The organism is Providencia heimbachae ATCC 35613, from assembly GCF_001655055.1.
In the GTDB taxonomy this organism is placed as follows: domain Bacteria; phylum Pseudomonadota; class Gammaproteobacteria; order Enterobacterales; family Enterobacteriaceae; genus Providencia; species Providencia heimbachae.
Window position 1 is genome coordinate 1 of sequence record NZ_LXEW01000046.1, and the last position, 13,251, is coordinate 13,251.

9 protein-coding genes are annotated in these 13,251 nt (G+C 41.5%); 4 read left to right on the top strand and 5 right to left on the bottom strand.

Going from position 1 to position 13,251, the window contains the following annotated elements; genetic code table 11:
- Window positions 1-84 precede the first annotated feature (84 nt).
- Window positions 85-657, top strand: coding sequence for a cytochrome b/b6 domain-containing protein (locus M998_RS15920; protein ID WP_068909773.1), 573 nt, complete (start codon window positions 85-87; stop codon window positions 655-657).
- A gap of 203 nt (window positions 658-860) precedes the next feature.
- Here the strand turns inward: M998_RS15920 and M998_RS15925 are convergent, their stop codons facing one another.
- The 4 genes from M998_RS15925 to malE form a co-directional block, all read right to left on the bottom strand.
- Complete coding sequence (locus M998_RS15925; protein WP_068909775.1) at window positions 861-2,264, bottom strand: cytochrome c peroxidase; 1,404 nt, start codon at window positions 2,262-2,264, stop codon at window positions 861-863.
- A gap of 640 nt (window positions 2,265-2,904) precedes the next feature.
- Entirely contained in the window at window positions 2,905-3,795 is an 891-nt protein-coding gene (gene malG, locus M998_RS15930) for a maltose ABC transporter permease MalG (protein ID WP_068445922.1), read from the bottom strand.
- A 15-nt stretch (window positions 3,796-3,810) separates the two neighbouring features.
- Window positions 3,811-5,349, bottom strand: a complete 1,539-nt coding sequence (malF, locus tag M998_RS15935; RefSeq protein WP_068909777.1) for a maltose ABC transporter permease MalF — start codon at window positions 5,347-5,349, stop codon at window positions 3,811-3,813.
- A 69-nt stretch (window positions 5,350-5,418) separates the two neighbouring features.
- Window positions 5,419-6,609: a maltose/maltodextrin ABC transporter substrate-binding protein MalE gene (malE, locus tag M998_RS15940; RefSeq protein WP_068445917.1), complete on the bottom strand. Its 1,191-nt coding sequence runs from the start codon at window positions 6,607-6,609 to the stop codon at window positions 5,419-5,421.
- Window positions 6,610-6,964: 355 nt separating this feature from the next.
- Here malE and malK point away from each other — a divergent pair, with 355 nt between their 5' ends.
- The 3 genes from malK (at window position 6,965) to malM (ending at window position 10,429) form a co-directional block, all read left to right on the top strand.
- The gene (gene malK / locus M998_RS15945) at window positions 6,965-8,074 is read left to right on the top strand and encodes a maltose/maltodextrin ABC transporter ATP-binding protein MalK (protein ID WP_068445915.1); all 1,110 of its coding nucleotides are present in this window, start codon (window positions 6,965-6,967) and stop codon (window positions 8,072-8,074) included.
- 42 nt (window positions 8,075-8,116) lie between these two features.
- On the top strand, window positions 8,117-9,418 hold the full coding sequence (locus tag M998_RS15950; protein ID WP_068909778.1) for a maltoporin: 1,302 nt from the start codon (window positions 8,117-8,119) through the stop codon (window positions 9,416-9,418).
- Between the two features lie 99 nt (window positions 9,419-9,517).
- Window positions 9,518-10,429 (top strand): maltose operon protein MalM, encoded by a 912-nt coding sequence (gene malM / locus M998_RS15955; RefSeq protein WP_068909780.1) that lies wholly within the window; start codon window positions 9,518-9,520, stop codon window positions 10,427-10,429.
- Window positions 10,430-10,516: 87 nt separating this feature from the next.
- On the opposite strand, the gene malT is transcribed toward malM, so the two are convergent.
- Window positions 10,517-13,225, bottom strand: a complete 2,709-nt coding sequence (gene malT / locus M998_RS15960; protein WP_068909835.1) for an HTH-type transcriptional regulator MalT — start codon at window positions 13,223-13,225, stop codon at window positions 10,517-10,519.
- Window positions 13,226-13,251 lie beyond the last annotated feature (26 nt).

The window sequence follows — 13,251 nt, forward strand, 5'->3', positions numbered from 1 at the left end:
CATAAAGTCTATTAAGTAAGGTCAATCTATTGATTAGAACCGCGCTAACATATTAAGTATTTTATAAAAACAAGAAGGTATTTAATGAATATACTAAAAGCAATATGGTCGTTTTTTGGGCTGTATCAAACTAAAATAATAAGAAGGCTTCATGTACTTATTCTAATTCTTGTACTCTCTCAAATTATAGTGAGTAATTGGATGGTTGGAACGAAATCAGTGGTACTTCCTTTTTTTGATAAAGCTTACTTATTTACATGGATTCATATCATTTCTGGATTTTTACTTTTGTTTTTAACGTTTTTTTTAGTTATATACTGTTTCAAAGAGAGAGGATTGAAGTACTTCTATCCATATCTATGGGGCGATTTTAAGCAATTAAAAAATGATATAAGAACATTATTAATGCGGAAGCTACCGAATAGCTCTCCTAGAGGACTGGCGGCAACGGTTCAAGGATTAGGGCTAGGAGCGTTATCAATTGTTATTTTATCTGGCGTTGCATGGTTTATTTTATGGGTACAACAATCACCACTTGCTCTAGAAGCTAGAAGTATTCATAAATCACTCACAATTTTAATTGAGATATATATTTACGGACATGGAGGCTTGGGTATTATTCATTTTGTTATTTGGTATAAAGGTAAGCAAAAGTAGTTTTATCTAAAGTTTAGACCCCCCTCTCAGAAAAACGATTTTCATAGTTAATAAAATTAACACATAGTCTGGATTTAGGTCGCGTAATTTTAAAAAATAGCACCGCATGGTTATTCACGGTGCTATTTTAGCGTTAAACACTTAGTTGAATACAACTGGTTTTCTATGATTGAGAAACAGCCTGTTGTGCATTTTTGTATTTACTACTGTGCTTTAGTTTGTTGTGCGTATGGGGTGTACACACCCGTCAAGCTATTAAGGAAAGAGACGATATCATCGACATCCCCTTGAGGTAGTTCAGTACCCACTTGATAACGCAGCATTAATTTAACGGCTTCATCGAGTGTTGTCACATCGCCACGGTGGAAATAAGGTGCAGTTAAGGCAACATTACGTAAAGTTGGTACTTTTTGGCGTAGTTTGTCACGCGCTTCTGAGGTGACATTCATTCGCCCTATGTCCGCTGGGCTTAATTCACCAAACTCATAATCTTTCTTCAAGCCTAATGGTTCGAAGGAACGACCACCGAGGATCACGCCGCCATGACAGGTTGCACATTTGTTTTCTTTAAATAATTGATAACCGTGTTTTTGTTGAGCCGTTAATGCCCCTTCATCGCCCCGTAACCAGTTATCAAATGGCGAGTCTGGTGTGATTAGTGTCTTTTCAAATTCAGCAATCGCATCCGTAATGGTATCACCGGTAAATCCTTCAGGATAAACTGCATTGAAATCTTGTTTTAAAACCGGGTCTTGATCCAGTTTTACAATAATTTCATCCCAAGATTTTGATGCCATTTCAATTGGATTAAGTGGTGGCCCACCGGCTTGAGCTTGTAAGGTCGGCGCTCTACCATCCCAAAATTGTTCTACGTTAAATACTGAGTTAAATACTGTTGGTGAGTTAATTGGGCCAACTGCGCCACCGACACCTATCGAGGTTTTTCGTCCATCAACCCCGCCTGCATTTAAAGCATGACAGTGGGCACATGAGATTGTGCTATCCCCTGACAAACGTGCGTCATGATATAAGCGGAAGCCTAAAGCTACTTTATTATCATCAACCTGAAGTGCTTTAGGAATTGGTTGAATGGGCTCATTTCGATGCTCTTTGGCGGTATCAGCAGTTGCATAATGCTGCTCTCGTTGATTAGCTATCCAGCCAAGTAATTGCGCTCGTTCTTCATCGCTGATACTACTTGCCCAGTGCAGTGCAACATAGCGAGTTGGTGGCATAGTCTGGTTTTGCATCACCCATTCTATTTTATTTAGCTCACTTTGTGGGACGGGCTCACCTGAAATAAGTGCAGCACGGGCAGCTTCAAGATTAAACGATTTATAACCGAGTTGAATATCGTAATCCATTAGCTGTTTAGCTATCGGGAATGAGGCATAAGCGGGTAAATCAGCAGATGGGGTATGGCAATAATCACATCCTTTTTCGTCAAAAAAACGAAGGACTTGATTATTCTCTGCAATTGTCGATGTCTGAATGTCACTATTTTTTCGTCGTTGATCATCATGATACCAAACATAACCAGATAATCCGAAATAACCGAGTAAAAGCAAAAATATGACAGCGACCGTAATGCGAGTAAGTTTTTTCATTACACTATCCTTGAGAATATTGCGGTCAAATATAGCCGTTATACTTCAAGTTGCATGATGATTGGTGGTATTCGGCTAATAGACTTACGTATGCTCACCGAACGGTTTTATTTTGCTATCTACATGCACCTTGAATTATTTTTGGTATATATTATAAATAATTATAATTAATTTAATTGCACAACTTATCTATGATGAATAAAACAAGGGGGGAGGGGCTTGATTTTTATCAAGTATAGTCATCGATAATAACGATTGCTGAAATAAGATTTACCTATCAATGGGGTGTTAAATATAAATACAGCCAAAATAATCGCTATTTTCTTGCCTTGAAAGAAGTTTATCTTATTGTTTTTGTTGACATTAAAAATAAAAACAGGTTGCGTTAAAATAAAAATAGTAAAGTTAACCTTAAATGATAAAAAATAAACGAAATAAATTTTTTAACAGTGTTATTTCAAATTGAAATAGCGTTATAAATAATTTTGTTTTTTTTGAAGTTGGATTTTAAATATATGTTTGATATTGCAACTCGCTAAGCGGGTAAATTAACTTATCGGTAAAGACAAACCGAGAAAATAAAATATCTCCTCGTTTTGTCTTTTTGATAATAATTAAGATTAATGATTTGCTGAAATTATCAGCCTTTAACTCCACCCGCAGTTAAGCCGTTTACCAGCCAACGTTGTGCTAGCAAGAATACAACCGTGATTGGAATTGCAGATAAAACAGCCGCAGCGGCAAAATCTCCCCACAGGTAATTTTGTGGATTCAGGTATTGTTGCATGCCAACAGCCAATGTGTAACTTTCAACATCCCGTAATAATAGAGAGGCAACGGGGACTTCAGTAATTGCGGCAATAAACGATAGAATAAATACCACCGCTAAAATAGGGACTGACAGTGGTAATAATACCAATCTAAATGCTTGCCATGGGGTAGCGCCATCTAAAGCGGCGGCCTCTTCCAATGAACCGTCGATAGTTTCGAAATACCCTTTAATCGTCCAAACGTGTAGAGCAATACCACCAAGGTAAGCAAAAATGACGCCACCATGGGTATTGAGACCGATCATCGGGACATATTGGCCTAATCGGTCAAATAATGCATAGAGAGCGACCAGTGACAGTACCGCAGGGAACATTTGAAAGATTAACATGCCCTTTAGCAAAGTCGATTTACCTTTGAATTTCATTCGGGCAAATGCATAAGCACAGGTAGTGGATAACGTCACAATACCAATTGCCGTCATACCGGCTACTTTTACTGAGTTCCAGAGCCAAAGTAAGACAGGAAATGGTGGGGGAGTGACACGACCATCTGCGTGTTCAATACTCATTCCAAGGGCGAGACGCCAATGATCCCATGAAATATGTTCAGGGATTAAACTGCCTGTTGCGAAGTTGCCGGGACGCAGTGAGATTGTTATCACCATTAATAGTGGAAACATAATTGCGGCGATAAAAGTTAAAAGCAGTAAATGGGTTAACACAATGCGCCATTTCTGTGATTTTGATTGAACCATCGACATAGTTTGGCTTCTCCGTTAATCAAATTTCATGCGTGTTGCTTTGAGGTTTACTATCGCCAATACGCCAACAATTAAGAAAATCAGCGTGGCAATGGCAGCCGCTAAACCAAATTCTTGACCCCCTCCGCCTTCAAAGGCAATACGGTAGGTATAGCTCACCAATAAATCGGTATAACCCGCAGGCGTTGTTGTCCCTATGCGATCAGGTCCTCCATTGGTCAATAATTGAATTAAAACAAAGTTATTAAAATTAAACGCAAAGCTGGCTATCATCAATGGCGTGAGCGGTTTGAGTAATAGCGGTAAAGTGATATAGAAAAAATTTTGGAAAGGACCGGCACCATCCATCGATGATGCCTCATACAAATCTTCGGGGATGGCTTTTAATAACCCCATGCATAAGATCATCATATAAGGGTAGCCCAGCCAGGTATTGACAATAATAATCATGAGTCGAGCCGTATTCGGGTCACTAAACCATGCGGGTTTGATACCAAATAGTGTGCTCAAAACCATGTTTATTTCACCAAAGCTTTGATTAAATAATCCTTTAAAGATAAGGATTGAGATAAAAGCGGGAACCGCATAAGGCAGGATCAACAATAAGCGATAGATGGCCTTTCCTTTTAATTGTTCCCATTGAACGACGCAGGCGAGTACCATGCCGACAGCGACAGTAAGAATAACGGTCAAAACCGAAAATACGACAGTCCAAATAAATATGGCAATAAAGGGTTTTTTGATACCTTCATCAGTAAATACTCGCGTGAAGTTATCCCAATTAACAGTAACGGTATAACCGGGGCTAAGGCGTTCACCGAGCCATTCATCTTGGTTGTTAATGGATTCATAGAAACCAATATCGTTATTCGGTTTGTAGATAATTCCAGATTGATTATTGGTTAATGTGCCGTCATTGGCTAAGGTATACAGTGGCTTTGTACTTGAAAATTGACGTAATGAGCTAATTACTAATTTATTACCATCAGGCATGATGGCGGTGATCCCACCAAGCTTCTGACGATTTTGAGTAATTAAGCGCAAGTTGGCTCGTTCACCGGCTGGAAGGTGCGTTGCCGCTTCCATTGGTAATTGTTGTTCACCTTCTAAACTAAATGGCGCAGAGATAAATGACTGTTCCCCATCATTTAGGGCAAGTTGCCATTGATTATTTTGTGAGTACAAGCTGAAATTAAGCGCTTTACCAGTTTGAAAAGAGCGATCTAAAAGGACTTCTTGTACGCGCTCAAAGGTTAATTGGTTGGTGCTACTGTAATTGGTAAAAGCGATAGCAATTGTTGCGACTAAGGGAAAGAGGACAAATAATGCCATTCCCGCTAGGCCTGGGTAAACATAGCGCCAAGCGTAAGTGCGGCGATTAGCATAAATATATAACCCCACGGAACATAATATCAGGGTTAATATGGCGAATAAATACTCTCCCTGAGCATACATTAAAACCACGAGATAGCAGGATAAAAGCCCCAATGCGGTTACAACCGTCCATTTTAATAAATTGCTCTGCCACCAATGGGTTTGCTTTACAACATCCATGAAGTTTTTCCTCGACAATGGGATGCATTACGACTCCCCGCTGATAATTAAGCGGGGTTTTTGGGCAGATTATTTCACGATACGTTTTTGTGCATCATTTAAGGCATCCGCAACACTTTGGCGTTCAGCGAGTGCATTTAATGTGGCGGTACGTACGGCATACCAAAAGGCGGACATTTGAGGAATATTTGGCATGATTTCACCGTTACGTGCATTTTGCATCGTTGCTGCGATCCGCGGGTCTTGTTCCAATTTTTCTTGGTAAGATTTCAATGCAACAGCCCCAAGCGGTTTATCTTTATTGACGGTATCAAGGCCGTCATCGGTCATTAAATAATTTTCGAGAAACTCTTTCGCTAGCTCTTTATTTGGACTTGCTGCGTTGATCCCTGCGCTTAGCACCCCAACAAAAGGTTTTGATGGCTGACCATTAAAAGAGGGGAGTACCGCTACGCCATAGTTGATTTTGCTTTTTTCGATATTGCCCCATGACCAAGGGCCATTGATGGTCATTGCGGTATCGCCTTTATTAAAAGCGGCTTCCGAGATGGAATAATCGGTATCAGGGCTAATCTGTTTATTTTTAACCATATCCACAAGGAAGGATAATCCTGAGATAGAGCCAGCATTATTGACGCCAACATCTTTGCTGTCATATTTGCCATTTGTTGATTTAAAGGCATAGCCACCATCAGCGGCAATCAGCGGCCAAGTGAAGTATGGCTCTTGTAGGTTAAACATCAGTGCGCTTTTTCCTTTCGCTCTGAGTTGTTTATCTAATGCGGGGATCTCTTCCCATGTTTTAGGTGGGTTAGGAACGAGGTCTTTATTATAAATTAATGCGAGTGATTCGACGGCAACAGGATAAGCGATTAATTTGCCATCAAAAATCGTCGCATCCCAGGCAAAATCAAACACTTTATCTTTAAACGCTTGGTCAGGTGTAATTTCGGCTAACAAACCGGATTGTGCATAACCCCCAAAGCGGTCGTGCGCCCAAAAAATAATATCGGGGCCATCACCGGTTGCAGCCACCATTGGAAATTTTTCTTCAAGCTTATCAGGGTGTTCTACACTGACTTTAATACCGGTACTTTCTTCAAATTGTTTGCCAATTTCGGCTAAACCGTTATAACCCTTGTCGCCATTAATCCAGATGACCAATTTGCCTTCTTCGATTTTAGCTAAGGTTGATGCTGAAAAAATTGCGGTGATTAATGTTGAAAGCACAAGTAGGCGAGTGCTAATTTTTATTTTCATATTCCCGTCCTGTAGTTGAGATAGAGACCAATACAGTCCCAAGTGTGCGCGGTCAAAGCTGTTTTCTCATCATCCCTTGTTCTACGCCTCCATGAGCATTGGTGTGATCTTGATAACATAAATTTTGTTTATGTAATCGGGATCACAGCAATATAGGGGAAATAGCGTGGCTTAGCTCGCAAAAATTGTCGAACCCTCCTGTTGTTTACCATTTTAACGCTGTTCTCATACTTCTCTCTCCTCCCACCATAAAAAAAATGAAATGGATGATTATTCGCTTTTGACAATCCGCTATAGTCCTGTCCATTGAAAGATACTTGTTTGCAAACAGTACGATGTAATGAGGATAAGCAGTATGGCGAATGTGCAGCTACGCAGTGTGACAAAAGCTTGGGGAGACGTAGTGGTATTGAAAAATATCGACCTCGATATCCAAGAAGGGGAGTTTGTGGTTTTTGTTGGGCCATCAGGTTGTGGAAAATCAACCTTATTGCGCATGATCGCAGGATTGGAAGATATCACCAGTGGTGAGCTATTTATCGGCGATACAAAAATGAACGATACACCGCCTGCAGAGCGCGGTGTTGGGATGGTATTTCAGTCCTACGCCCTTTACCCACACTTAAATGTTGCTGAAAACATGTCATTTGGTTTGAAGTTATCAGGTGTGAAAAAAGAGATAAGAAATAAGCGTGTTACGCAGGTGGCTGAGGTATTACAGCTCGCACATTTGCTTGACCGCCGCCCTAAAGCGTTGTCGGGTGGGCAGCGCCAACGTGTGGCTATCGGCCGTACCTTGGTTGCCGAACCAGAGGTTTTTTTACTGGATGAACCGTTATCGAATCTTGATGCTGCATTACGCGTTCAAATGCGTATCGAAATTTCACGACTGCATAAACGCCTAAAGCGCACGATGATTTATGTAACCCATGATCAAGTCGAAGCGATGACGTTGGCGAATAAAATTGTGGTTCTTGATGCAGGACGAGTGGCTCAAGTCGGGAAACCGTTAGAGCTATATCATTATCCTGCTGACCGTTTTGTTGCGGGTTTTATTGGCTCGCCAAAAATGAATTTTTTACCAGTTAAAGTGACTGCGGTTTCTGTTGAGCAGGTACAAATTGAATTGCCAAATAATCAAAAAATTTGGTTGCCTGTTGATAGTACCGGTGTTCTGCCGGGTACGAGAATGTCTCTGGGTATTCGCCCTGAACATCTACTCCCTAGCAATATTGCCAGCATCGTTTTAGAGGGTGTTGTGCAAGTGGTTGAACAGCTAGGTAATGAAACTCAAATTTATATTCAAATTCCCGCTATTTCTCAAAACCTTGTGTATCGGCAAAACGATATTGTCTTGATTGAGGAAGGCGCCGCATTCGCCATTGGCTTGCCGCCAGAGCGCTGCCATCTTTTTCGAGAGGATGGTACAGCGTGTCGTCGGTTGCATAAAGAACAGGGCGTTTAATCACATCGTCACATAATAAAAGCAACTTCAGGAGATTTCAGGATGGTAACTTTGCGTAAGCATTCGTTAGCTATGGCTATTATTGCAGCAACACTTCCGTTACAGGCATTGGCCGTTGATTTTCATGGCTATGCACGTTCAGGTATTGGTTGGACAGGAAGCGGTGGTGAACAAAAATGTTTTCAAGTCACGGGTGCACAAAGTAAGTACCGTTTAGGTAACGAATGTGAAACTTACGCGGAGTTAAAATTAGGTCAGGAAGTTTGGAAAGAGGGGGATAAAAGTTTCTATTTTGATACTAACGTCGCCTATTCAGTTTCTCAACAAAATGACTGGGAAAGTACTAATCCCGCATTTCGTGAAGTATTCGCTCAAGGAAATAACTTAATCGACAGTTTACCGGGGGCGGATATTTGGGCGGGTAAGCGTTTTTATAAACGTCATGATATCCATATGATTGATTTCTATTATTGGGATATTTCAGGACCCGGTACAGGGATTGATGACATTGACCTTGGTTTTGGAAAGTTATCGCTAGCGGCGACACGGGCTTCAGAAACCGGTGGTTCTTATAACTTTATCAGTAACCAGCAGCGTAAATATGCCGATCGTACCGCGAATGATACATACGATATTCGTTTATCAAACCTAGAAGTAAACCCTGGCGGAATGCTAGAGCTTGGTATTGATTATGGTCGTGCCAATCCTTCTGATGGCTATCATTTAGAAAACGATGCGTCAAAAAATGGTTGGATGTTTACTGCGGAGCATACGCAAAGCGTGCTCAATGGTTTTAATAAATTTGCAGTGCAATATGCCACCGATGCCATGACTTCCCAAGGAAAAGGGGTCGCCCAAGGTTCGAATATTAATAATGATGGTAAATTGTGGCGGGTTATCGATCACGGTGGAATTTCCCTCGGTGATAAGTGGGATCTCATGTATGTCGGGATGTACCAAAAGCTTGATTTAGATAATAACCAAGGTACGGACTGGTGGACGTTAGGGGTTAGGCCTATGTACAAATGGACCCCCATCATGAGTACGGTTTTTGAATTAGGTTATGACAACGTAAAGTCACAGGAAGTAGGGTCTCGTAATAGCCAATATAAAATGACGTTAGCACAGCAATGGCAAGCCGGTGATAGTATCTGGTCACGTCCAGCCATTCGCTTTTTTGTGACTTATGCTAAGTGGGATGAAAGCTGGGGCTATGAGAAAAATAGCAGTGGTGATATTACCAACTATGCATTTAAAGACAGTAGCGGCAGAGGCATTTTAACCAATAGCCGTGGTGATAATGACGAATTTACCTATGGCGCACAAATGGAAATTTGGTGGTAATCAGCAGGGGGGAAGATCTTTCTCCCCGTTTAATATTAATGGGGTTGCAGGTTAGGACTATCGCCTGTTCACCACGGAATCGAACCAACCAAATAAAGAATAAACATGAAAAAGAAAATTTTAGCATTATGTTTAAGTATGGGATTGTTTGCGGGACTGCCGGTGATGAGCATGGCGGAGGTCAACATTGTTCCTCAAGATTTATCCGCAGCCCCGAATATTGCCACAACCGCATTACAGCAACTTTCATGGACGCCGGTGAATCCATCGGAAAAGTCAGTGGTTGATTTGGCAAAAAATGGCCAGACGTTAAATTTTGCGAATATTAGTGGCCCTGTTGCCGCCTATAGCGTACCCGCGAATATGGGTGAATTAACGATAAGTTTAACCAGTGATATTAATCGTAATCAGGTTTATTCACCGAATGTTTTAGTCTTTGACCAAGATATGACGCCATTTGCCTATTTCCCCAGTCGCTATTTTACCTATCAAGAAGCCAGTGTGATGGCATCTGATAGTTTAAAAGGAACGATAAAATTGACGCCAGCGTTGGGTCAAAAGCAGCTTTATATCTTGGTATTTACCACGCCAGATGATTTAACTAAAACGACCACACAGCTTGACCCCGCAAAAGCGTATGCTAAAGGGGTGGGAAATGCCATCCCTGATATCCCTGACCCAATTGCAAAGCATGTGACTCAAGGCTCGGTTAAGTTGGAAGTAGCTTCAAACTCAAATTCGAGTGTGCTAATTGGTGCATTATTTGGTTCACCAAAAGTTGCCCCAGTCACGGTGGGAGAGACCCTTCCTAGTCAGGCTCTACAGCCAGTATCAAAGCCAGTAAAACAAGCACCAATCCTATCTGGAACCGAAGATTACTTTAATCAAGGGATTAAACAATCAATTGATAAAGGGGATATTGATGGTGCGTTGAAATTGTTAGATGAAGCGGAACGTTTAGGTTCAAAAACGGCACGTGATACCTTTATTCAGAATGTGAAAAAACAGTAAGTTTTAGATTTATTATTCCTCGTTATGCTATGTCTTTTAAGTGCGCCTCGTGCGCACTTTTTTGTTTGTTATTGGCATGAGTTGCGCTTATATCGCGTTATAACCCATAGTTTGTAATAATTGGCGTGCCAGTGCCACGGCTTCTTGACGATGCAGTACTCCCAGCTTTTGGTATAAATTGCGGATGTGCGTTTTGATGGTGGTTGCCGCAACGTTAAATTCGTTGGCAATTTGCACGTTACTGTAACCTGAATAAATTAAGCCTAGTACTTGCCATTCACGCTGGGTCAGTGGGCTGATACGAATAAGTTCTGGGACTTGAGGATGGCTAAGTAATCGGTTAACAAAATTTTCATCAAAGTGAGCAAACTTGTGGCGATGGTGCTGATTAATTTCGCGTAAAATATGCTGAGCGCGATGTTGGTCTAATTCTGACAGCACATTGAGTTGCAGCAGTAAGCGCAGTTGCTGAGCCATAGATTCACCTTCAATCACAAAATAACTCAAGAAACTGGTTCTGCCCGCTAAAGTTAATGCCTCGATCAACGTCTTTTGCGCTTCAATTTTATTGTCTTGCTGCCAGTATAGTTGATTGAGTAATAGAAGATTACGGTTTAAATCGCTCACTAATTCAAAGCGACGAGCCGTGTTATTAAGCTCCTCAAGAATAGAGTTAGCTTGCTCATAATTTTCTAATAATATTTGTGCTCGTGCAATATTACGCCATTGACGTTGTGAAAAATGGTTACTGGCTAAAGTGGGTTTGGTAGTTTGTTGTAACCAGCTTTCTGCAGATGTTTTATCATTGACGAGTTGCCAGTAGATTACCCTGACCTCATCCGCATTAGAGACCCAATCATCATGATAAACGCCGTTACTCAGTAAGTTTTCGATTAAATGCAAATTACTGCGGGCGTTATCAATATCACCCCGCACTAGTGCGTTGAGAACCACTAAAACTAAGCACTGCAATTGTTGTTGTGGCTGATAATTTGACAGTACTTGCATACCGAGGCGAGCTGCACTTTCGGATTCGTCGAGGCGACCCCATGTCCACATTAACTGTGAGCGAATACGCAGTAAAAATTCATGCATTGGTAGTTGTTCTAAATGCTGTTCATGGATCAATTCAGAGGCTTTTTGTTGAATATCATATGATGCTTGTAAAAATCCACGAGCAAATAGAATTTCACTTTGCTGGATCATGCTCCAGAGCACATAGTGCCAAGTTGAATGGCGATGTGCCATCACTTCAATTTCTTGCATTATACTCAGTGATTTTTGTAAATTGCCAGAGCAATGGTGTACTTCACCAAGCACTGAGGTCGCAATAATATGGCCATAATAATTGGCGATGGGCAGCGATTTTAACGCGGAATGTGCGAGTCTTTCGGCCTCAGACGGGTTACCTGTATTGATGGCAACTTGGGCTCGTAAAGCATCAAACTCACCGTGTAAGTCTGGCGCAAGGGTTTGAGTCATCTCTTGTTCTGCGCGGTCTAATAACGAGTTCACCTCACCATAGCGGTGCTGACTTTGCATTAACCATGCTTGTAATAGAATTAATTTTGGGTTTTTAAGCAGCATTTCCCATGGTAGGGCTTGCAAGGAATTTTCGAGCAATGATAATTCACTTTGATGGAAAAGCTCCCATGCATGTTGTAGCAAAATATCACATAGCATTACAGGGTTTTCTGCCGCCAGTGCATGGTGAATAGCTTCGCTTGGGAAACCTTGTGCCATCCACGCTTCAGCAGCGGCTCGGTGTAATTGGGGTAATTCAGTGGCGAGTTCCCATTGGCAACGTTGCCGTAAGAAACTGCTAAACAGCGGGTGATAACTAAACCAATCACCGCCGCTGTCCATACGTTGTAAAAATAGGCCTTGTCGCTCAATATCTTCTAAGCGCATTTGGCCATTATCGACACCTGAAACACGGGCAATTAAGGCGTCATTCATTGAGCGTAGCAGCGAGCTGGTTAATAGCAATCGACGCATACTTTCATCTACATTATCAAGAACTTCATCGACGAGATAATCACTTAAATGGCTGGAATTAATCCCCGATAGACGGCGAGCCGACTGTTTGGCTGCGAGAGCATTTTGCTTAGCGGATAACGCAATTAATTGCAGTGCGGTTACCCATCCTGCAACATCATCACACAGGCGTTGGCATTCAGCGGTATCGAGGGGGGTTTCTAATCGATTTTCAAAAAACCGTTTGGTTTCATCATAAGTAAAAGCCAGCTGTTGGCTATCTATTTCCAGAAGTTGTTCTTGAACGCGTAAATTGGCAACGCCTAATTGTGGAATATTACGCGAAGAGATAACCAGCGTTAGATTATCGGGCTGATGCTTTAAGAAAAAGCGCATCGCTTCCTGAATCGCGGGGTTTGTGATGAGGTGGAAGTCATCAATAATCAACCACAATGGTTTCTGCCATTGTGTTAATTCAATAAAGAGTAATGAAAATAGCGAGCTTAAATTAGCATACTGACGCTTTTGCGCCATGGTCTCACTGTTGGGGCAATTTCCCTGAGTCGCTTGCTGAATCGCCGTAATCAAATAGTTAGCAAAGCGCTCTGATTGGTTATCACCTTCATCAAGGGTATACCAGCCAATAGATTGCTTATCGCTAACCCATTGAGATAAAAGTGTTGTTTTGCCATAACCTGCGGGACTGGTGACTAAAACAAGACGACATTGTGTTGTGGTTTCTAACAATGTCAGTAAACGGTCGCGTAGCACCGTATTTTTATGACGGATAGGTCGACTTAACTTAGAAGGAATTAGCATACTCAGAGGGGTAACCATACAGAAGA

Coding starts and splice junctions, on each gene's coding strand:
- M998_RS15920 (WP_068909773.1), top strand. CDS start 85: ATGAATATACTAAAAGCAATATGGTCGTTTTTTGGGCTGTATCAAACT.
- M998_RS15925 (WP_068909775.1), bottom strand. CDS start 2,264: ATGAAAAAACTTACTCGCATTACGGTCGCTGTCATATTTTTGCTTTTA.
- malG (WP_068445922.1), bottom strand. CDS start 3,795: ATGTCGATGGTTCAATCAAAATCACAGAAATGGCGCATTGTGTTAACC.
- malF (WP_068909777.1), bottom strand. CDS start 5,349: ATGGATGTTGTAAAGCAAACCCATTGGTGGCAGAGCAATTTATTAAAA.
- malE (WP_068445917.1), bottom strand. CDS start 6,609: ATGAAAATAAAAATTAGCACTCGCCTACTTGTGCTTTCAACATTAATC.
- malK (WP_068445915.1), top strand. CDS start 6,965: ATGGCGAATGTGCAGCTACGCAGTGTGACAAAAGCTTGGGGAGACGTA.
- M998_RS15950 (WP_068909778.1), top strand. CDS start 8,117: ATGGTAACTTTGCGTAAGCATTCGTTAGCTATGGCTATTATTGCAGCA.
- malT (WP_068909835.1), bottom strand. CDS start 13,225: ATGCTAATTCCTTCTAAGTTAAGTCGACCTATCCGTCATAAAAATACG.